The following is a 20,366-nucleotide window of genomic DNA, read 5'->3' on the forward strand; positions in this document are numbered from 1 at the left end:
AGCACGAATGGAAATCTGGCCCGGATCGGCTTACCCGCTGGGAGCCACGTTTGACGGTACCGGAACCAACTTCGCATTGTTCAGCGAGCACGCCGAAAAGGTGGAACTCTGCCTCTTCGACGACGAGGGGACCGAAACCCGAGTCACGCTCCGCGAAGTCGACGGCTACGTGTGGCACTGCTACCTGCCGCAGATCCAGCCCGGACAGAAGTACGGCTACCGCGTGCACGGCACCTACGACCCCGCGAACGGCCAGCGCTTCAACGCCAACAAGCTGCTCCTTGACCCCTACGCCAAGGCAGTCTCCGGCCAGATCGACTGGGACCCCGCGCTGTTCTCCTACAACATGGGCGACCCCTCATCCAAGAACGACGCCGACTCCGCGCCGCACATGATGATGGGCGTGGTCATCAACCCGTTCTTCGACTGGGACAACGACCAGAACCTGCGCATCCCCTACCACAAGTCGGTCATCTACGAGGCGCACGTCCGCGGGCTCACCGAGCTGCACCCGGAGATCCCCGAGGAGCAGCGCGGCACGTACGCCGGCGTGGCGCACCCGGCCGTGATCTCGCACCTGCAGAAGCTGGGCGTCACCGCGATCGAGCTCATGCCCGTGCACCAGTTCGTCAACGACGGCACGCTGCAGGAGAAGGGCCTGAGCAACTACTGGGGCTACAACACCATCGGCTTCTTCGCGCCGCAGAACACCTACAGCTCCACCGGCGACACCGGCCAGCAGGTCCAGGACTTCAAGGCGATGGTCCGCTCACTGCACCGCGCCGGCATCGAGGTCATCCTCGACGTCGTCTACAACCACACCGCCGAAGGCAACCACCTCGGCCCCACCCTGAGCTTCAAGGGCATCGACAACGAGGCCTACTACCGCCTGGTGGAGGACGACAAGCAGTACTACATGGACTACACGGGCACCGGCAACACCCTGAACGTCCGCCAGCCGCACTCCCTGCAGCTGCTCATGGACTCGCTGCGCTACTGGGTCACCGAGATGCACGTGGACGGGTTCCGCTTCGACCTCGCCGCCGCTTTGGCCCGCGAGTTCTACGACGTCGACCGGCTCTCCACGTTCTTCGAACTCATCCAGCAGGACCCCGTGGTCTCCCAGGTCAAACTCATCGCCGAGCCGTGGGACGTCGGCCCCGGCGGCTACCAGGTGGGCAACTTCCCGCCGCAGTGGACGGAATGGAACGGCAAGTACCGCGACACCGTGCGTGACTTCTGGCGCGGCGAACCCGCCACACTCGGCGAGTTTGCCTCGCGCATCACCGGCTCGGCGGACCTCTACGAGCACTCCGGCCGCCGCCCGGTGGCATCCATCAACTTCGTCACGGCGCACGACGGCTTCACGCTGCGGGACCTGGTGTCCTACAACGAGAAGCACAACGACGCCAACGGCGAGGACAACAAGGACGGCGAATCCCACAACCGGTCCTGGAACTGCGGCGTCGAAGGTCCCTCGGACGATCCCAAGGTCCTGGCGCTCCGGGCCCGGCAGCAGCGCAACTTCATCGCCACCATGCTCCTCTCGCAGGGCGTGCCGATGATCCTGCACGGCGACGAGCTCGGCCGCACCCAGCAGGGCAATAACAACGGGTACTGTCAGGACTCCGAGCTGACCTGGGTCAACTGGGACAGCGTGGACCAGCCGCTCATCGAATTCACTGCCGCCGTCAACTCGCTGCGCGCCAAGCACCCCACCTTCCGGCGGAGCCGCTTCTTCGACGGCCGGCCGGTCCGGCGGGGCGAAGGCGAGCGGCTGCCGGACATCGTCTGGCTCGACCCCGACGGCAACCTCATGCAGCCGGAGGACTGGGACAGCGGCTTCGGCCGTTCCGTGGGCATGTTCCTCAACGGCGACGGCATCCAGGGCCATGACGACCGTGGCCGCCGGATCACCGACGTGAACTTCCTGCTGTACTTCAACGCACACGACGGCGACGTTGAGTTCACCCTGCCGCCGGACGAATACGCTCCGGCCTGGGACGTCATCATCGACACCGCCGGCGAAGGGGCCGACTCCAAGCCTGCGGACGCCGGAACTATCCTGTCCGTTGCGGCCAAGTCGCTGGTTGTTCTTCGCGCCCACAGCGCACCGGAGGAGGAGCCGGACCATTCCGTGGCTGCCTCGCTTGCGGCGTTGACGCAGACCGCCACCGCCGAGACCGCGGCGCTCACCGCGCCGGCCATTCCCGAGCCGGCCAAGACGAAGAAGCCGGCTAACCCGCCCGCGGAACCGGCTGCTGACCGTGTTCCGGAGCCGGCCGCTGAGCCGGCGCCGGAAACGGCTGCGGAGCCTGCTGGGTCCGCTGCGGAGCCAGCGAAGAGCCCGGTGGAGGAGCCGGCGGAAAAGCCAGCGCGCAAGCCTGCCGGAAAGCGCGGCGGCCACCTGAGGGCGGTCAAGCCCACTGGGGAGGAAGCGTGAGGACGCCAGTCTCCACGTACAGGCTGCAGATCAGGAAGGGATTCACGCTCTTTGACGCGGCCGAAACCGTTCCGTACCTGCACTCGCTCGGTGTCGACTGGGTCTACCTTTCTCCGGTCCTGACCGCTGAGCAGGGCTCCGATCACGGGTACGACGTCACCGATCCCTCCGCCGTCGATCCCGAGCGCGGCGGGCCGGAGGGCCTGGCCGCCGTCTCCAAGGCGGCCCGCGACTACGGCATGGGCGTGCTGATCGACATCGTGCCCAACCACGTCGGCGTCGCCACGCCGGTGCAGAACCCCTGGTGGTGGTCGCTGCTCAAGGAAGGGCGCCAGTCCCCTTACGCTGAGGCGTTCGACGTCGACTGGGACCTCGCCGGGGGACGCATCCGGCTCCCGGTCCTCGGCAGCGACGATGACCTGGACCAGCTCGAGGTCAAGGACGGGGAACTTCGGTACTACGACCACCGCTTCCCGTTGGCCGACGGCACCTACGCCGAGGGCGATTCCCCGCGGGACGTCCACGACCGGCAGCACTACGAGCTCATCGGGTGGCGGCGCGCGGACAACGAGCTGAACTACCGCCGCTTCTTCGCGGTCAACACGCTCGCCGGCGTCCGGGTGGAGATCCCCACCGTCTTCGACGAGGCCCACCAGGAGGTGGTGCGCTGGTTCCGCGAGGACCTCGCGGACGGCCTGCGGATCGACCACCCGGACGGCCTCGCCGACCCCGAGGGATACCTGAAACGGCTGCGGGAAGCCACCGGCGGGGCCTACCTGCTGATCGAAAAGATCCTCGAACCCGGGGAGCAGCTGCCCGCCAGCTTCGAGTGCGAGGGCACCACGGGCTACGATGCCCTCGCCGACGTCGACCGGGTTCTTGTGGACCCGCGCGGCCAGGAACCGCTGGACCGGCTGGACGCGTCCCTGCGTGGCGGCGACCCCGCCGACTACCAGGACATGATCCGCGGCACCAAGCGCCGGATCACCGACGGCATCCTCCACTCCGAGATCCTGCGGCTGGCCCGGCTGGTTCCGGGAGACGCCGGTGTTTCGATTGACGCCGGAGCCGACGCCCTCGCCGAAATCATCGCCGCCTTCCCGGTCTACCGCACCTACCTTCCGGAGGGCGCGGAGGTCCTCAAGGAGGCGTGCGAGCTTGCTGCGCGCAGGCGGCCGGAACTCGACCAGAGCATCCAGGCCCTGCAGCCGCTGCTGCTGGACACGGACCTCGAGCTGGCCCGCCGCTTCCAGCAGACCTCGGGAATGGTCATGGCCAAGGGGGTGGAGGACACCGCGTTCTTCCGCTACAACCGCCTGGGCACCCTCACGGAGGTGGGCGCAGACCCCACCGAGTTCTCCGTGGAGCCGGACGAGTTCCATGCCCGGATGACCCGCCGGCAGGCAGAGCTTCCGCTGTCCATGACGACGCTGAGCACGCACGACACCAAACGCAGCGAGGACACCCGGGCACGGATCTCGGTCATCTCCGAGGTTGCCGGCGAATGGGAGAAGGCACTGAACCGGCTGCGCGGACTGGCTCCGCTGCCGGACGGTCCGCTGTCCGCGCTGCTGTGGCAGGCCGTTGCCGGCGCCTGGCCCGCCAGCCGGGAACGCCTGCAGTACTACGCACTGAAGGCCGCGCGTGAAGCCGGGAATTCCACGAACTGGACCGACCCGGACCCGGCGTTCGAGGAGAAACTGAAGGCCGCCGTCGACTCCGTCTTCGACAATCCCGCTGTGCAGGCCGAGGTGGAAGCCCTCGTGGAACTCCTCGAGCCGTACGGCGCCTCGAACTCGCTCGCGGCCAAGCTCGTGCAGCTGACCATGCCTGGTGTTCCGGACGTTTACCAGGGCACGGAGTTTTGGGACCGGTCGCTGACGGACCCCGACAACCGGCGCCCGTTCAGCTTCGACGACCGCCGTGCCGCGCTCGAACAGCTGGATGCCGGCGAACTTCCCCCATCATTTACCGAGGAGCGGGCGAAGCTGCTGGTGACGTCGCGCGCATTGCGGCTGCGCCGGGACCGCCCCGAGCTGTTCACGGGTTACCGCGCGGTCCAGGCCAGCGGCCCCGCCGCCGGGCACCTGCTCGCGTTCGACCGCGGCGACCCGGCAGCACCCGGCGCATTGACCCTCGCCACCCGGCTTCCCTACGGGCTGGAACAGTCGGGCGGATGGCGGGACACCGCCGTCGAACTTAATACAGCCATGAAGGACGAACTGACCGGTGCCGGCTTCGGACCGGGGACGGTGAGGATTGACGAGATCTTCAGGACGTTCCCCGTTGCGCTGCTGGTGCCCCAGACAGTGACGCAGTCAGGAGGAGAGTCATGACGCACACCTACCCCCGCGAAGCCGCGAAACCCGTTCAGGGCCCCGCGCGTTTCGACATCTGGGCGCCCAACGCTGAATCAGTGACGCTGCTTGCAGCCGGAGAGCGCTTCACAATGCAGCGCCGGGCCGGGACCGGGCCGGACGACGCCGGCTGGTGGACCGCCGCCGGCGCACCCGCGGACGGCGACGTGGACTACGGGTACCTCCTGGACGGCGACCAAACACCGCTGCCGGACCCGCGGACCCGGCGCCAGCCCGACGGCGTCCACGCCCTGTCCCGCACGTTTGACCCGTCCGCCTACGGCTGGCAGGACGACGCCTGGCAGGGCAGGGAACTGCAGGGCGCGGTCATCTACGAACTCCACCTCGGAACGTTCACGCCCGAAGGGACGCTTGACGCCGCGGCCGGGAAGCTGGATTACCTGGCCGGCCTGGGCGTGGACTTCATCGAACTGTTGCCGGTGAACGCGTTCAACGGCACGCACAACTGGGGCTACGACGGCGTGCAGTGGTTCGCCGTCCACGAGGGCTACGGCGGGCCGGAGGCGTACCAGCGGTTCGTCGACGCCGCCCACGCCGCGGGCCTCGGCGTGATCCAGGACGTGGTCTACAACCACCTCGGCCCCAGCGGGAACTACCTGCCGCGGTTCGGGCCCTACCTCAAGCAGGGTGAGGGCAACACCTGGGGCGACTCGGTGAACCTGGACGGGCCCGGCTCCGACCACGTGCGCCGGTTCATCCTGGACAACGTGGCCATGTGGCTGCGTGACTACCGAGTGGATGGCCTGCGGCTGGATGCCGTCCACGCGCTGAAGGACGAGCGGGCGGTCCACATCCTGGAGGACTTCGGGGCGCTGGCTGATCAGATCTCCGCCGAGGTGGGACGGCCGCTGACCCTCATCGCCGAGTCCGACCTCAACAACCCGCGCCTCCTGTATCCGCGGGACGCGAACGGGTACGGGCTGGAAGGGCAGTGGAGCGACGACTTCCACCACGCCGTCCACGTCAACGTCACCGGCGAAACCACCGGCTACTACAGTGACTTCGACTCGCTCGCGGCCCTCGCCAAGGTGCTCCGTGACGGCTTCTTCCACGACGGCAGCTACTCCAGCTTCCGGGAACGCCACCACGGACGGCCGATCAATTTCAGCGCGGTCCACCCTGCCGCCCTGGTGGTCTGCTCGCAGAACCACGACCAGATCGGCAACCGCGCCACCGGGGACCGGCTCTCCCAGACGCTGCCGTACGGAAGCCTGGCGCTGGCCGCGGTGCTGACGCTGACCGGACCCTTCACGCCCATGCTCTTCATGGGGGAGGAGTACGGAGCCAGCACGCCGTGGCAGTTCTTCACCTCCCACCCGGAGCCGGAGCTTGGCAAGGCAACCGCGGAAGGCCGGATCAGGGAGTTCGAGCGCATGGGGTGGGATCCCGCCGTCGTGCCCGATCCACAGGATCCGGAGACTTTCCGGAGGTCCAAGCTGGACTGGGCGGAAGCCGCCGACGGCGACCACGCCCGGCTGCTGGGGCTGTACCGTTCGCTCACTGCTCTCCGCCGCTCCACGCCGGACCTCACCAAGCTGGGCTTCGAGGACACCCAGGTGGAGTTTGACGAGGATGCCCGCTGGCTGCGGTTCCGCCGCGGCGGCGTGCAGGTGCTGCTCAACTTCTCGGAGCAGTCGGTGAGCCTGGACGGTGCGGGCAGTGCCCTGCTGCTGGCCACCGACGACGCCGTCCGGCTGGAAGGTGAGCGTGCGGAGCTCGGTCCGCTGAGCGCCGCCGTCGTCAGCGACTGACGTTTTTCTCTGCGGAAGGGGCGGGCGTCCACATCCCGTGACCGGATGGTGGACGCCAGCCCCGCAGCCTCGGCGCGGCTGGCAGGATGGAACGTATGACTTATGTGGCCTCGGACACCCGCTACGACTCCATGCCCTACCGCCGCGTCGGACGCAGCGGCCTGAAACTGCCGGCCATCTCGCTGGGCCTGTGGCACAACTTCGGCGACGACAAGCGCTTCGACGAACAGCGCGCCATCCTGCGCCGGGCTTTCGACCTCGGCGTCAACCACTTCGACCTCGCCAACAACTATGGCCCGCCGGACGGCTCCGCGGAGACCAACTTCGGCCGGCACCTGCAGGACGACTTCAAGCCGTACCGCGACGAACTGGTCATCTCAACCAAGGCCGGCTACTACATGTGGCCCGGCCCGTATGGCGAGTGGGGCTCGCGGAAGTACCTGATCTCAAGCCTGGACCAGTCGCTGCAGCGGATGGGCCTGGATTATGTGGACGTCTTCTACAGCCACCGGCCGGACCCGGAGACGCCGCTGGAGGAGACCATGGGCGCGCTCGATTACGCGGTCCGTTCCGGCAAGGCGCTGTACGCGGGCATTTCCTCCTACACGCCGGAGCAGACGCTCGAGGCCGCCCGCATCCTGAAGGAGCTCGGCACCCCGCTGCTCATCCACCAGCCTAGCTATTCCATGCTGAACCGCTGGACCGAGAACGGCTCGCCAAACCTGTACGAGGCTCTGGACCAGGTGGGCGCCGGCTCCATCGCGTTCTCACCGCTGGCCCAGGGCATGCTGACCGACCGCTACCTCAACGGCGTCCCGGCCGATTCCCGCGCCGCCAAGGCGAGGTTCCTGTCCGAATCCGCCCTGACCGAGGAGAAGCTGGACAGGGTCCGCGGACTCAACGCCATCGCGGCCGGCCGCGGACAGTCGCTGGCGCAGATGGCCATCGCCTGGATCCTGCGCGACCAGCCCAAGGGCTCCCCGGTAACGTCGGCACTTGTCGGTGCGTCCAGCGTCAGGCAGCTCGAGGACACCTTGGCCGCCATCAACAACTTGGGGTTCAGCGCTGACGAGCTGACGGCGATCGATGAGTTCGCCGTCGAGTCCGACATCAACCTATGGGCGCAGCGGGTCTGAACCCACCCCCAAAGAAAAGAGACGCGTAATCAAATGACCGGGGCCGGCGGGAACAAAGCCGGCCCCGGCAGCGTTTGGTTAGACTGATAAGCGCGCCGCGTGGCGCAGTGCCCGTCAGACGCCGTCGTACAGCAAGGTACAGACGCGCAGGGCACATGAAGTTTGTTCTCAAAGGAGTTCCGTGTCTTCAAATCCGATTCGTGTAGCCATCGTCGGTGTGGGTAACTGTGCCGCTTCGCTGGTTCAGGGTGTCCACTACTACCGGGATGCCGACCCCCAGGCCACGATTCCGGGTCTGATGCACGTGGAGTTCGGCAAGTACCACGTCAACGATGTCCAGTTCGTGGCTGCGTTCGATGTTGACGGCAAGAAGGTCGGCCACGACCTCGCCGACGCCATCCTGGCGAGCGAAAACAACACGATCAAGCTCGCTGAGGTCCCGCCGACCGGCGTGACGGTCCAGCGCGGCCACACCCTGGACGGCCTGGGCCGGTACTACCTGGAGACCATCGAGCAGTCCACCGAGGAGCCTGTCGACGTCGTCCAGGCCCTGAAGGACGCCCAGGTTGACGTCATGGTCTGCTACCTGCCGGTCGGTTCCCAGGAAGCCGCCGAGTTCTACGCCCAGTGCGCGATCGACGCCGGCGTGGCCTTCGTCAATGCACTGCCCGTGTTCATCGCCGGCACGAAGGAGTGGGCGGACAAGTTCACCGCCGCCGGCGTCCCGATCGTGGGCGACGACATCAAGAGCCAGATCGGTGCCACCATCACGCACCGCGTCATGGCCAAGCTGTTCGAAGACCGCGGCGTCACGCTGGACCGCACCTACCAGCTGAACGTCGGCGGCAACATGGACTTCAAGAACATGCTGGAGCGCGACCGCCTCGAGTCCAAGAAGATCTCCAAGACCCAGGCCGTCACCTCCAACGTCGAAGCCGAACTCGCCGCGAAGGACGTCCACATCGGCCCGTCGGATTACGTCCAGTGGCTCGATGACCGCAAGTGGGCCTTCGTCCGCCTCGAAGGCCGCAACTTCGGCGACGCCCCGGTGTCCCTCGAGTACAAGCTCGAGGTCTGGGACTCGCCCAACTCGGCCGGTGTGATCATCGACGCGATCCGCGCTGCGAAGATCGGCCTGGACCGCGGCATCGGCGGCCCGCTGATCTCCGCGTCGAGCTACTTCATGAAGTCCCCGCCGGAGCAGTTCAACGACGACCTCGCCCGCGAAAAGGTCGAGGCCTTCATCAGCGGCGACCTCGACCGCTAAACGCTCTATCACTTGCTGCGGGTTTTAACCGGACGCTCTATCAGATCCTGTCGGTTCTGACCGGACGCTCTATCACTTGCTGTGGGTTTTGACGCGACGCTCTCTCACCGTCCGGTGGGGGAGCGTCGCCGTTTAAGCGTGCTCCTCGTAGCGCCGGATCGCGTGGCTGGCCTGCGCGAGTGCCAGGAGCTTCAGGACCAGCTGTCCGTGCAGGTGCATGCCCACGGCCGCCATGAGGATCAGCTGGTTGACGTCCTCCGGTGCCGTCGTGGCCGAAATATCCGCCGCCGCAATGGCGTCCACCGCCTGGCTGTAGGCGTCGAGCAGGTCTCCGGACACCGGCACGCCCAGTTTCTCCATCAGGGCCAAGTGGGCATTGAGCGAGTGTCTGGCGTCGCTGGGCAGGTCCGGCCAGTTTCGGGAACGCACGACGGCGTCACCCGCCGGTGTGCTCAGGTCACCTTGCGCTGTACCCGCCTCATCGAGGCCCAGCACCGTGCGCTGGACCGCGGCCAAAAGCTCAAGGCGGGGAACGCCGTCGTCGGCCATTCTGAGCAGGGAACTTATTTGGGCGATGTTCAACCCGACCACTCGCCGCAGCGCCTGGATCAGTTCCAGTCGGCTCACGTGGTGTTCCGAGTACTCCGCCCGGGTGGGGTGCACCGAACGGCCCGCAGGCAGCAGCCCTTCGCGGAGGTAGAACTTGATGCTGGCGGGGGAGACTCCCGTCCGCTCACTGAGCTGCTTCAGCTGCATATCCGCTCCGTTCCCCGGCGGGCGGCATCCGTTGGATAGCTGCCGGCGCGCTGACTATCTTGATGTACACCGCTGGATAGTGCTCCTATCCTAGGTGCATGGAGCCTTGGAATGTACTGCTCGCCAGCCACGTCATTGCCGCCCTCTTTGTTCTTGCCATCGGCCCGGTCCAGATCCTTCGCCGCCGCCGCGACCGTATTCACCGCACCATGGGACACCTGTGGGTCGCGGCCATGTACTACGTCTGTTTCAGCAGCTTCTGGATCGTCAGCGACGGGCGTTTCAGCTGGCTGCACGGGCTTTCGGCGTTCACGATCGTGACCGTCACGCTCGGGCTCATCGCTGCCGTACGCCGGAACATTCCCGCGCATCGGGGCAACATGATCGGCAGCTACATCGGCATCGCGGTGGCATTCGGCTTCGCCATCTCGGTGCCGGGCCGGGCGATTCCGCGGCTCCTTGCCGCGGACCTGCCGACCGCCCTCTACGTCGCCGCCCTGGTGGCGCTCAGCGTCGGCGTCGTTTTCGTCTCGCTCAAGCGGAGCGGCCGTTCTGGCAACGTCTCCGCATCAACGGGTCCAGATGTGGCGACTGCCGGGCGAGTGCATGCAGCCGAGGTCGCTGCCAAAGTCGACGGGTAACTGCCTGTTGGCCATGCGGCGCCCGCCCTCCCAGGACGCTCTATCACTTCCCGCAAGACTTGATGCGATCCTCTGTCACTTCCTGCAGCCATGACGGCCACGCTCTCTCACCAGGGGTCGGCAAAGCCGGACGCATGAGGGTGGTCCAGCTGCGCCATGCGCCTTGCCCGTTTGATCCTGTTGACCGCCCCACGGAAACCCTCATCAAGGTCGTCTTTTTTCACCGTCAGGACGGTCCATCCCGCCGCCTCGAAGGCCTTGTCTCGCCGTCTGTCACGAAAGATCTGATCCTCGACGAGGTGATGACCGCCGTCGTACTGAATGGCGATCCGCTGGGCACGGTACCCGAGATCGGCTGACGGCGACAACGGATCGCCGCTTCTCAGCGTGAGTTGGAGTTCGGGTTCAGGGAGTCCGGCGTCCACCATCGCCAGACGAAGCATTGATTCAGGCGCCGAGTCTGCACCCACCCGCATCAGATCCAAGGCTTCCCTGGCGCGGACAATGCCCTGGAGATTAGGGTGGCGCAGAACGAGGGATCGTAAACCGTTCAGGGTATCGAACGGCTGCGCCCGGCCTTCGAATTCCATTCGAGGAATACGGATTATCTGGTCCCCCATGCACACCAAATCCCGCAGTGGCAGTCGTCGGGCCAAGTCCAGCCACGTCCGCGACCGGGTACTGATACGGATGCCGTCCACTGTTTCAATCTCGTCCTCTTCCGCCAGCAGGGTATGGCCAAGCACCCCCTTGCGACGCACCGAGGGCAGCGATTTCGGCTTGCTCAAATGCAGTTCCATGGAGTCCGCCAGCCACGGCGGCAGCACTTGGCACCGGAGCCGCGCCGCAGTGACGTGTGAGATCCAGGCGCCTGGCGAAGCCTCTGACAGCGCCCGCGCCGCTGCCTCCAGTTCAAAGTCCCAGTTCCACGGACGGTAAAGTCCGCGCCCCACATGAATCACATCCCGGCGCCGCAGCCGTGACGCGGGAATGCCTTCCGTTCGGGCCGAGTCGAAGGTGAACGGGGCTGACGCCAATCGGGGAGGTAAGCCGTCGCGCGTTTCCATGCATGCATTGTGACCCAGACCGGGGAATTGCTGCAGAAGTTATCCACAGGCGACAGGCAGTGAGAGAGGGTCGTGGGAAGACCCGCGGGTGGTGAGAGAGGGTCGTGGGAAGACCCGCGGGTAGTGAGAGAGGGTCGTGGGAAGACCCGCGGGTAGTGAGAGAGGGTCGTGGGAAGACCCGCGGGTGGTGAGAGGGGATCGGGAGGTGAGGAAGGGTTTGGGTGAGGGAGCTGGAGGTGGTGAGGGGTGAGGGAGCGGGAGGTGGGGGAGCGCTGGGGGTTAGAAGAGGCCGACTGGGTTGCCGGCGTCGTCCACGTCCATCCGCATTGCCGCCGGTACGGCGGGCAGGCCGGGCATGGTCATTACCGCTCCGGTCAGGGCGACGATGAAGCCGGCGCCGGTCTTGGGGATGAGGTCGCGCACATGGATGGTGAACCCTTTGGGCGCCCCCAGCCGCGAGGCGTCGTCCGTGAATGAGTACTGCGTTTTCGCCATGCAGACCGGCAGCCCGGACCAGCCGTTCTTCTCGATGTCGGCCAGGCGGCGCAGTGCGGGCACCGAAAAGTCCACTCCGTCGGCGCCGTAGATTTCCTGGACGATGGTGCGGATCTTGTCCTCCACGGACATATCCAGCGGGTAGAGGTGCCGGAACGACGACGGCCCGTTCACCGCAGCGGCCACCTTGGCAGCCAGCTCATCGCCGCCGTCGCCGCCCCCGCCGCGTCCCCAGATGTCCGCCACCGAGGCCTGGATGCCCTCGCCGGCACACCAGCCAAGCAGCCAGTCGAGCTCCGCCTGGGTGTCCGAGGGGAACTTGTTGATCGCCACCACCGGCGTCACGCCGAACCGCTCCACATTCCGGACATGCCGGCGCAGGTTCACCACACCCGCCTCAACGGCCTCAACGTTCGGCTCGCTCAGCCGGTCCTTGGGAACCCCGCCCTGCATCTTGAGTGCGCGAACGGTCGCCACCACCACGACGGCGGCCGGCGCCACATCTGCGATCCGCGCCTTGATGTCCATAAACTTTTCCGCTCCGAGGTCGGCGCCGAATCCCGCCTCCGTGACCACGATGTCGGCGAGCCGGCGGGCGGTCTGCGTCGCGATCAGCGAGTTGCATCCGTGGGCAATGTTCGCGAACGGCCCGCCGTGCACCAGTGCGGGCGTGCCGGCGATGGTCTGGACGAGGTTCGGCTTGATCGCGTCCTTCAGCAGCAGTGTCAGCGCGCCCTGCACACCCAGGTCCGCCACTGTAACCGGCGTCCGGTCGTAGGTGTAGCCGAAGGTGATGCGGCCAAGCCGGTCCCGCAGGTCGGCGATGTCGGTCGCGAGGCAAAAGACCGCCATGATTTCGGAAGCGACGGTGATGTCGAAGCCGTCCTGGCGCGGGACGCCCTGGGTGGGGCCGCCGAGGCCGATGACCAGTTCGCGAAGGGAGCGGTCATTCATGTCCAGGACCCGCTTGAACGTCATGCGGCGCGGGTCGATGTTGAGTTCGTTGCCCTGGTAGATGTGGTTGTCCACGAGGGCCATGAGGGCATTGTTGGCGGAGGTGACGGCATGGAAGTCGCCGGTGAAGTGCAGGTTGATCTCGTCCATGGGCAGCACCTGGGACAGGCCGCCGCCGGTGGCACCGCCCTTCATTCCGAGGATGGGGCCGAGCGAGGGCTCCCGCAGCGCGACCATCACCTTGTGGCCGGCCCGGGCAAGGGAGTCCGCCAGTCCCACGGTGGTGGTTGATTTTCCCTCTCCCGCGGGCGTGGGCGACATCGCCGAGACCAGGACCACTTTTCCGGCGGGTGCGGGGGCTGACAGCTTTGCGGGGTCGATCTTGGCCTTGTAGCGGCCGTAGAGCTCCACTGCCTCTGCATCGATGCCCGCGGAGGCGGCGATTTCCTCGATTGCCCGCAGCACTGCCCTGCGGGCAATGTCCAGGTCGCTCAGGGGAGTGCTGCTCTGGCCGGTACCGCTCAGGGGAGTGCTGTCAGACATCGTTGTCCTTTCAGAATGGGTCTAACCGGTGAGCCGTGTCCCGTAGACGGCGGCCATGGGGTGGCTGGAGGCATATTCGTCGACGGCGGCGTGGTAGCTGTCGAGGGTGATGGCGGCAGTGCGTTGCCAGCCGGAGTTTGCTGCATGGATGGCGGCGGCGGTGCCCATGTTGTGGCGGGTGTCGGGGTCGTCGTGGAGGGCTTCGAGGGCGTCGGCCCAGTCGGCGGCGTGGTGGCCGTCCACGAGCAGGCCGGTGCGGCCGTGGCTGACGGCGCGGGTGAGTCCGCCGACGCGGGTGGCCAGCACGGGGGTGCCGCAGGCCTGGGCCTCGAGCGCGACCAGGCCGAAGGACTCGCTGAAGGAGGGCATGACCACGACGTCGGCCGCCCGGAACCAGCCGGCAAGTTCAGGTGCGCTGACCGGCGGGTGGTGGGTGACGACGTCGTCAAGGCCTGAAGCGCTGACGAGGGCATTGAGGTTGAAGTCCTTGGCGCCACTGAGGGCACCGAGGATGGTGAGTTTGAGGTCGATGTCGGGGCGGCGGCCCCGCAGCAGGGCGGCTGCCTTGAGAAGGATCTGCGGTCCTTTGAGGCGCTGGATCCGCCCGGCGAACAGCAGATGGAACGTGCCGGGGGCGATGCCGTGGGCGGCGCGCGACTGGGCGCGGAACGCGGGGGTGAACACCGAGAGGTTCACGCCCGGGGGAGCGACGTCGATGTGGTCGAAGTCGGCGCCGTAGTGGGAGACGAGTTCGGCGGCCTCGGCGGTGGTGTTGGCGATGAGGCGGGCGGCGCCGTCGACGATGTGGTGTTCGCCGTCTTCGCGGCGGCGCGGTTCGGGCTGTTCGCCGGAGTGCAGAAGGAGGTTCTTGACCTTGGCCATGGTGTGCATGGTGTGCACGAGCGGGACATTCCAGAGGGCGGAGAGCTCCAGGCCGGCGACGCCGGAGACCCAGTAATGGGAGTGGATGAGGTCATAGCGGCCGTGGGGCTGCTGGGCGCGGATGCGCTCGATTTCGGCCACCATGCTGTGCAGCAGTTCGGGGAGTTCTTCTTTGGGCAGTTTGCGGGGCGGGCCGGCCATGACGTTGTGGACACAGACACCGGGGTCGGGGTGCTCGACGGCGGGCTGGCCGGCGGCGGTGGAGCGCGTGAAGATTTCCACTTCGATGCCGGTTTCGGCCAAGGCGGAGGCGAGTCCGCGGATGTAGACGTTCATGCCGCCAGCGTCCCCGGAACCGGGCTGTTCCATGGGCGAGGTGTGCAGCGACAGGAAAGCCACTCGTTTGATCACGGACATGGCCCTCCCTCCTCTCCGTCCTGCGGGAACTGCGTCGGATAAAACACTACTCCTCAACGCTCAGCGGAACCGTGGTGCCGCAACTGCCGCCAACGTGGCGTCCCACACGCTAGCGCGCGGGGCCAGCCGATGTAGCACGGCCCTGCTAAAACCCGTTCGGTGCTGTACCGCGGCACTGCCTCAGCGCCGCCACAACTCCGCCAGCTCCGGAAACGCACTCTCGTAGCCGCTGAGCAGGGCCTCAGCCAATCCAGCCGAACCGACCAACGGGTGACCGGCGAAGGCTTCCAGCGCCGCATCACGGTCGCCGGTTGACGCGGCACGGACCGTGAGCCGCTCCACCCTCTTGACCTGATGCAGCAGCCTCAATTGCGGTTCGGCCGGCCGGTCCTGCGGGATAGGCATCGCCCCTTCCGGTGTGACCGTGCAGGGAACTTCGACGACGGCGTCCGCCGGGAGCCCGGGAATCGCGGCTTGGGTGCCGCCCGGCGCCGGAGACTGTCCCGTGAAGTTCGGGGTATTGAGGATCAGCTCCGTGGCAGCCCCCGCACCAGCCTCGCCGACGCCGCCCCCTCCGCCCAGCGCCCGCATCACCGCCAGCGCCACCTGCTCATAACCGCCGCCGGCAAGGTCCTCGGGGTTCCGCGCCTCACCGCCGGCCCTGCCTTCGGCCAGGTACCCTTCCTCGCGGGACAGACGGGCGGCCTCCCACAGGCCGTAGGCTTCCTTTCCGGCGCTGGCCAGCCGCGGATACAGCTCCGCCTGCTGGCCGTGGATCGACTCGCCGCGCGTCTTCGCCATGGCCCGCATGCCGGCCGCCGCGCGCGCCGCCTCGTAGTAGTAGAACAGGTACTCGTTGGGCAGCAGCCCCAGGTCGCGCAGGAAGGGCTGCGGAAACAGCCGGCCCTCCTCAAAGCTGGCCAGGGCGCCGGCGTCGGCCAGCAGCCCGGGGAGGACATCCCGGCCGCCGCTCTCCAGCCGGTAGAGCCAGCCGAGATGGTTCAGCCCGTAGTACCCCACGCCGTCGAGCTTTCCAGACGGCAGCGGCACGCCGGCCGCCCTGGCGGCGCGGTGCACGAGGGCGCTCGCGGAATCACAGATGCCGATCACCTTCCGGCCCAGCACGGGAACCAGCGCTTCGGTGACCATCCCCGCCGGGTTGGTGAAGTTGATCAGCCACGCGTCGGGGCAGTGCGTCCGCATGCTCCGGGCGAGCTCCACCATGGCCGGGATGGACCGCAGCGCATACGAGATCCCGCCCGCGCCGGTGGTTTCCTGACCCAGCAGCCCCAGGTCCTGGGCCACCCGTTCGTCGGCGACCCGGCCGGCAGTTCCGCCCGGACGGATGGCGGCGAACACCATGTCCGTCCCCTTGAGGGCCTGGCTGAGGGACGTTGTGGACGTCACCGCCGGCGGACGGCCGGAGGAACGTCCGACGGCGGGACTTCCGGCCGGCGCGCTGCCCACCTCCGGTGACCGGCTGATTCCCGGGCCCAGGGACCGCAGCACGGCCTCGATGGCGGCGAGGCGGCCGCCGTCGACGTCGAACAGCACCACCTCGCCGACCAGGCCGGAATACGGCCCGGAACACAGGGCACGGTAAACGAGGGGAACCCGGAATCCGCCGCCGCCGGCGATCATGAGCCGCATGGCAGGAGTCTATGCGCAGCAGCCGGCGGCAAGCCCTGAACTTCGGCGCCGCGCCCAGCCCGGACGCGTCCCGACCCCCAAATCGCGGGGTTACAACGCCAAGGTACACAGCGTAATGTGCCGAACATGGAGGCGAATCCCGCACGGCGCTTCGACCCGCTCTCCGCCGTCCGTACACAGGCGGTGGGCGAGTTCGACCTGCTGCTGGCCGGGACCGTCTTTCAGGACATTATCTTCACCGGACTGCCGCATGCGCCCGAGCCCGGAACGGAAATCTGGAGCGAGGGAATGGGCAGCTGCCCCGGCGGCGTGGCCAACCAGGCCATCGCGGCCGCGCGCCTTGGCCTGCGGACGGGTCTGGCGGCTGCCTTCGGCGACGACGGCTACGGTGACTACAACTGGAAGATCCTGGACCGGCAGGAGCATGTGGACCTGTCCCTCTCCCGCCGGGTCCCGGGCTGGCACTCGCCGGTGACCGTATCCCTCAGCGTTAACCACGACCGCTCGATGGTCACGCACGGGCACCCGGCGCCGGTCAGCTCGTCCGAGCTGATCGGGAATCCGCCCCGCGCGCTGGCTGCCGTGGCGGACCTCGGACATGAGCTGGAACCCTGGGCTCTCGCGGCGCACCGGGAGGGCGTGAAACTGTTCGGCGACGTCGGCTGGGACCCCACCGGTGAATGGGCCCACGCCCGGCTGGCCAACCTGCAGTACTTCCATGCTTTCATGCCCAACCAGCGCGAGGCCATGGCCTTCACCGGCAAAGACGACCCCTGGGCGGCCCTGTACTCGCTGGCGGACCGGGTGCCGGTGGCGGTGGTGACCCTGGGGGCGCAGGGGGCCGTGGCCGTGGACTCCGAATCGGGCGAGGAGGAATGGGTGCCCTCGCTGCCGGTGGCCGCCTTCGACCCGACCGGTGCCGGGGACTGCTTCGGGGCCGCGTTCATCGTCGGAAGCCTGGCGGGGTGGCCGCTCGGGGACCGGCTGCGGTTCGCCAACCTCTGCGCCGCGCTGGCCGTCCAGGAAGTGGGCGGTTCCCTCGCTGCGCCGGGCTGGGGAGACATCGCCGACTGGTGGAAGCGCGCCAACGCAAGGCCGGAACGCCGCGGCAGCCAGTGGCTGCGCCGTTACTGCTTCCTCGCAGACATCGTCAGGGACGTTCCGCAGGAGGCACAGCGGCGGGCGGCTGCCACCATCGCGCACCTCTCGGACGCCTGAACTGGAACTGGCGGCCTGGTTCCGGGACGCCGAACCGGGACGCGGAACTGGCCAGCGGCCGCGCAATCGGCGGCAGGACGCGCACATTCGTGTGTCCTCCGGCCGGCTGCGTGTCCCCGGGAACTTTCCGCGTCCCCGGCACGCCGTTTTCCGGGCAATTATTCGGCCCGAAGCGCCAGCACTAGAATCAGTAGAGTGATTTATCCAGCAGCAACAGGTGACCGCCCGGCAGTAGCGGGCCAGGCCGGGACGTTCCACGCATATGACCGGACGGCCCACGAACGCTCCGCCGTCATCGACCTCGAGGCCATCCGGCACAACGTCCGCCGGCTCGCCGCAGCCGCCGAACCGGCCAAGGTCATGGCAGTGGTCAAGGCCGACGCCTACGGCCACGGTGCGGTGCCGGTAGCCCGCGCGGCCCTCGAGGCAGGCGCCAGCTGGCTGGGCGTGGCACACATCTCCGAAGCGCTGGCACTGCGCGCCGCAGGCATCGAAGCCCCGCTGCTCGCCTGGCTGCACACCCCGGAAAGCAACTTCGGCGCGGCCGTGGCTGCCGGCGTCGACATCGGGTGCTCCGGCTGGGAGCTGGAACAGATCGTGGCCGCCGCCCGGGAACAGGAACGGCCCGCACGCGTCCACCTGAAGGTCGACACCGGGCTTGGCCGCAACGGCGCCACCGTTGAGGTGTGGGACCGGCTGGTGGGTGAAGCCGTGGAGTATCAGGACCAGGGCCTGCTGCGCGTAGTGGGCATCTTCTCCCACCTTGCCGTGGCCGACGAACCCGAGCGCCCGGAAACCGATGACCAGCTCGCCGCGTTCCGAGAGGTCCTGGCCATCGCCGAGGACGCGGGCGTGGACCCCGAGGTCCGCCACCTGGCCAACACCCCGGCCACTCTGTCCCGCCCTGACACTCACTTCGACCTGGTCCGCGCCGGGCTGGGAATCTACGGCCTCTCGCCCTTCGAGGGGCAGACCTCCGCGGAACTGGGTCTGCGCCCCGCGATGACCCTGCGCACCGTCGTCTCCCACTGCAAGGACGTGCACTCCGGCCAGGGCGTCTCCTACGGCTTCAACTACCACACCTCCGGCGAGAGCACGCTGGGGCTCATCCCGCTCGGCTATGCCGACGGCGTTCCGCGCGTCGCCACGGGCGGTCCGGTCCGCGTTGAGGGCGTCACCTACCCCGTGGTGGGACGGATCGCGATGGACCAGATGGTGATCGACCTCGGCCCCCTCGACGTGAGCCGGGGCGGCCGCAGCGTCCTCGGAGCAGAGGCGGTCCTCTTCGGCGACGGCTCTGACGGCGGCCCGACGGCCGATGACTGGGCCCGCGCTGCCGGCACCAACAACTACGAGATTGTCACCCGGATCAGCCCGCGGGTGCCTCGCACTTACATCAACGAATCGCCCGTGGCCGAAGCGGCAACGGCCGAAACGCGGGCGCCATGAGTGTTCCGGAAACCGGCGGCGCTCCGGAAACCGGCGGCCTTCCGGAAACCGGCACCGCTCCGGTGTGGGTCCAGACCCTGACGGTTACGACGGCGGACCAGACGCATGCGCTCGGCGCGGCCTTGGCTGAGGTGCTCCGGGCGGGGGACCTCCTGGTGCTGACGGGCGAACTGGGCGCCGGCAAGACGACGTTTACGCAGGGCCTGGGTGAAGGCCTGGGCGTCCGCGAGGGCATCATTTCCCCGACCTTCGTGCTGGTGCGCATCCACCCGAACCTCCCCGACGGGCGGCGTCCGGGCGGGCCCGACCTGGTGCACGTCGACGCGTACCGGCTTGGATCGGCGTCGGAAATCGACGACATCGACCTGGAGAACACGCTGGACTCCGCCGTGACCGTGGTGGAGTGGGGCCGGGACCGCGTGGAACACCTGACTGAAAGCCGGCTCGAGGTGGAACTGCACCGCCAGCTGGGCGGCACCGCGCCGGCGCACCAGACCGGGAACGGCGCCCTGGACTTCGAGTCCGAGGACGACGACGAGCCCCGCACCATCATCATCCGCGGCTTCGGGCCGCGCTGGGCGGAACAGCCGGTTCTGGCCGAGGAAGGAATCGCCTGATGCTCATTCTCGCCATCGACACCTCGGCCGTGGCCAGCGCCGCGCTGGTGTCCGACGACGCCCTGGAAGGCGTGGTGGGCAGCTTCTCCACCGAGGACACAAGGAGCCACGCCGAGGTCCTCGCACCCGGAATCGAGCGGCTGCTCGCGGACGCCGGAGTGACCGGAGCCGACATTGACGCGATCGTGGTGGGCGTTGGCCCGGGGCCCTTCACCGGGCTGCGGTCCGGCATTGCGACGGCGCGTACCCTGGCATTTGTCTGGAACACCCCGCTGCACGGCATGATGAGCCTCGACGCCGTCGCCCTCGAGGTGGCCGAGTCCACCGACGCGCCGGCCGAGTTCCTCGTTGCCACCGACGCCCGGCGTAAAGAGGTCTACTGGGCGCGCTACACCCTGGCCGCTGGCCAGCTGCCCAAGCTTACGGACGGGCCGCACGTGGGCTTCGCCGCCGATCTTCCCGACCTGCCGGCCTACGGCGCGGGTGCGGGGCTGTACCCCGACGATGTGCGCGCGGATCCGGACTTCAGCACCGAACAGCCGGACGCACTGTACCTGGGGCAGTTCGCGCTGGCGAGGCTGGAAGCGGGCGAGCAGCTCCTGGATTCGACGCCGCTGTACCTCCGTGAATCGGACGCCCAGGTCCCCGGCCCGCGGAAGCGTGCCCTGTGACGCCCGGACCGTCCGGAGCATCCGGCGTTCC

At 67.9% G+C, this 20,366-nt stretch carries 15 protein-coding genes; 10 read left to right on the forward strand and 5 right to left on the reverse strand.

The features are described 5' to 3' along the window. The first annotated feature begins 7 nt into the window (after window positions 1-7). The 5 genes from glgX to R5O87_RS20845 all read left to right on the forward strand — a co-directional run bounded on the left by glgX (window position 8) and on the right by R5O87_RS20845 (window position 8,975). Window positions 8-2,443, forward strand: coding sequence for a glycogen debranching protein GlgX (gene glgX / locus R5O87_RS20825; RefSeq protein ID WP_410554775.1), 2,436 nt, complete (start codon window positions 8-10; stop codon window positions 2,441-2,443). Beyond that, window positions 2,440-4,779: a malto-oligosyltrehalose synthase gene (treY, locus tag R5O87_RS20830; RefSeq protein ID WP_410554774.1), complete on the forward strand. Its 2,340-nt coding sequence runs from the start codon at window positions 2,440-2,442 to the stop codon at window positions 4,777-4,779. Before glgX ends, treY begins: the two co-directional genes overlap by 4 nt. Further along, on the forward strand, window positions 4,776-6,572 hold the full coding sequence (gene treZ, locus R5O87_RS20835; protein ID WP_410554773.1) for a malto-oligosyltrehalose trehalohydrolase: 1,797 nt from the start codon (window positions 4,776-4,778) through the stop codon (window positions 6,570-6,572). The genes treY and treZ overlap by 4 nt, the downstream gene beginning before the upstream one ends. A gap of 95 nt (window positions 6,573-6,667) precedes the next feature. Next, window positions 6,668-7,708, forward strand: coding sequence for an L-glyceraldehyde 3-phosphate reductase (gene mgrA / locus R5O87_RS20840; RefSeq protein WP_410554772.1), 1,041 nt, complete (start codon window positions 6,668-6,670; stop codon window positions 7,706-7,708). 181 nt (window positions 7,709-7,889) lie between these two features. Continuing rightward, window positions 7,890-8,975, forward strand: a complete 1,086-nt coding sequence (locus R5O87_RS20845) for an inositol-3-phosphate synthase (RefSeq protein ID WP_410554771.1) — start codon at window positions 7,890-7,892, stop codon at window positions 8,973-8,975. 132 nt (window positions 8,976-9,107) lie between these two features. On the opposite strand, the gene R5O87_RS20850 is transcribed toward R5O87_RS20845, so the two are convergent. Next, window positions 9,108-9,731: a MerR family transcriptional regulator gene (locus R5O87_RS20850; protein ID WP_410554770.1), complete on the reverse strand. Its 624-nt coding sequence runs from the start codon at window positions 9,729-9,731 to the stop codon at window positions 9,108-9,110. 98 nt (window positions 9,732-9,829) lie between these two features. Between R5O87_RS20850 and R5O87_RS20855 the strand changes: the two genes are divergently transcribed. After that, window positions 9,830-10,372, forward strand: a complete 543-nt coding sequence (locus R5O87_RS20855) for a DUF2306 domain-containing protein (RefSeq protein WP_410554769.1) — start codon at window positions 9,830-9,832, stop codon at window positions 10,370-10,372. A 107-nt stretch (window positions 10,373-10,479) separates the two neighbouring features. Here R5O87_RS20855 and R5O87_RS20860 read toward each other — a convergent pair whose 3' ends face one another. The 4 genes from R5O87_RS20860 to R5O87_RS20875 all read right to left on the reverse strand — a co-directional run bounded on the left by R5O87_RS20860 (window position 10,480) and on the right by R5O87_RS20875 (window position 16,380). Continuing rightward, window positions 10,480-11,439, reverse strand: coding sequence for a DUF559 domain-containing protein (locus tag R5O87_RS20860; RefSeq protein ID WP_410554767.1), 960 nt, complete (start codon window positions 11,437-11,439; stop codon window positions 10,480-10,482). Between the two features lie 279 nt (window positions 11,440-11,718). Continuing rightward, a complete protein-coding gene (locus R5O87_RS20865; protein WP_410553870.1) occupies window positions 11,719-13,431 on the reverse strand; it encodes a formate--tetrahydrofolate ligase in 1,713 nt (570 codons plus the stop codon). A 21-nt stretch (window positions 13,432-13,452) separates the two neighbouring features. Further along, complete coding sequence (mshA, locus tag R5O87_RS20870) at window positions 13,453-14,730, reverse strand: D-inositol-3-phosphate glycosyltransferase (protein WP_410553871.1); 1,278 nt, start codon at window positions 14,728-14,730, stop codon at window positions 13,453-13,455. A 180-nt stretch (window positions 14,731-14,910) separates the two neighbouring features. Then, window positions 14,911-16,380 carry a family 4 glycosyl hydrolase gene (locus R5O87_RS20875; RefSeq protein ID WP_410553872.1) on the reverse strand — a complete coding sequence of 490 codons (1,470 nt, stop codon included), beginning with the start codon at window positions 16,378-16,380 and terminating at the stop codon, window positions 14,911-14,913. A 126-nt stretch (window positions 16,381-16,506) separates the two neighbouring features. On the opposite strand from R5O87_RS20875, the gene R5O87_RS20880 reads away from it, so the two are divergent. The 4 genes from R5O87_RS20880 (at window position 16,507) to tsaB (ending at window position 20,335) form a co-directional block, all read left to right on the forward strand. Continuing rightward, on the forward strand, window positions 16,507-17,598 hold the full coding sequence (locus R5O87_RS20880) for a carbohydrate kinase family protein (RefSeq protein WP_410553873.1): 1,092 nt from the start codon (window positions 16,507-16,509) through the stop codon (window positions 17,596-17,598). Between the two features lie 195 nt (window positions 17,599-17,793). After that, window positions 17,794-19,047: an alanine racemase gene (gene alr / locus R5O87_RS20885; RefSeq protein WP_410553874.1), complete on the forward strand. Its 1,254-nt coding sequence runs from the start codon at window positions 17,794-17,796 to the stop codon at window positions 19,045-19,047. Continuing rightward, on the forward strand, window positions 19,044-19,664 hold the full coding sequence (gene tsaE, locus R5O87_RS20890; protein ID WP_410553875.1) for a tRNA (adenosine(37)-N6)-threonylcarbamoyltransferase complex ATPase subunit type 1 TsaE: 621 nt from the start codon (window positions 19,044-19,046) through the stop codon (window positions 19,662-19,664). Before alr ends, tsaE begins: the two co-directional genes overlap by 4 nt. Further along, window positions 19,664-20,335 (forward strand): tRNA (adenosine(37)-N6)-threonylcarbamoyltransferase complex dimerization subunit type 1 TsaB, encoded by a 672-nt coding sequence (gene tsaB / locus R5O87_RS20895; protein WP_410553876.1) that lies wholly within the window; start codon window positions 19,664-19,666, stop codon window positions 20,333-20,335. The genes tsaE and tsaB overlap by 1 nt, the downstream gene beginning before the upstream one ends. Window positions 20,336-20,366 lie beyond the last annotated feature (31 nt).

The sequence above is a fragment of the Arthrobacter globiformis genome, assembly GCF_046536215.2.
GTDB lineage: Bacteria > Actinomycetota > Actinomycetes > Actinomycetales > Micrococcaceae > Arthrobacter > Arthrobacter globiformis_E.

Coding starts and splice junctions, on each gene's coding strand:
- R5O87_RS20875 (WP_410553872.1), bottom strand. CDS start 16,380: ATGCGGCTCATGATCGCCGGCGGCGGCGGATTCCGGGTTCCCCTCGTT.
- R5O87_RS20880 (WP_410553873.1), top strand. CDS start 16,507: ATGGAGGCGAATCCCGCACGGCGCTTCGACCCGCTCTCCGCCGTCCGT.
- tsaB (WP_410553876.1), top strand. CDS start 19,664: ATGCTCATTCTCGCCATCGACACCTCGGCCGTGGCCAGCGCCGCGCTG.
- R5O87_RS20855 (WP_410554769.1), top strand. CDS start 9,830: ATGGAGCCTTGGAATGTACTGCTCGCCAGCCACGTCATTGCCGCCCTC.
- tsaE (WP_410553875.1), top strand. CDS start 19,044: ATGAGTGTTCCGGAAACCGGCGGCGCTCCGGAAACCGGCGGCCTTCCG.
- treZ (WP_410554773.1), top strand. CDS start 4,776: ATGACGCACACCTACCCCCGCGAAGCCGCGAAACCCGTTCAGGGCCCC.
- R5O87_RS20860 (WP_410554767.1), bottom strand. CDS start 11,439: ATGGAAACGCGCGACGGCTTACCTCCCCGATTGGCGTCAGCCCCGTTC.
- R5O87_RS20865 (WP_410553870.1), bottom strand. CDS start 13,431: ATGTCTGACAGCACTCCCCTGAGCGGTACCGGCCAGAGCAGCACTCCC.
- mgrA (WP_410554772.1), top strand. CDS start 6,668: ATGACTTATGTGGCCTCGGACACCCGCTACGACTCCATGCCCTACCGC.
- glgX (WP_410554775.1), top strand. CDS start 8: ATGGAAATCTGGCCCGGATCGGCTTACCCGCTGGGAGCCACGTTTGAC.
- mshA (WP_410553871.1), bottom strand. CDS start 14,730: ATGTCCGTGATCAAACGAGTGGCTTTCCTGTCGCTGCACACCTCGCCC.
- R5O87_RS20850 (WP_410554770.1), bottom strand. CDS start 9,731: ATGCAGCTGAAGCAGCTCAGTGAGCGGACGGGAGTCTCCCCCGCCAGC.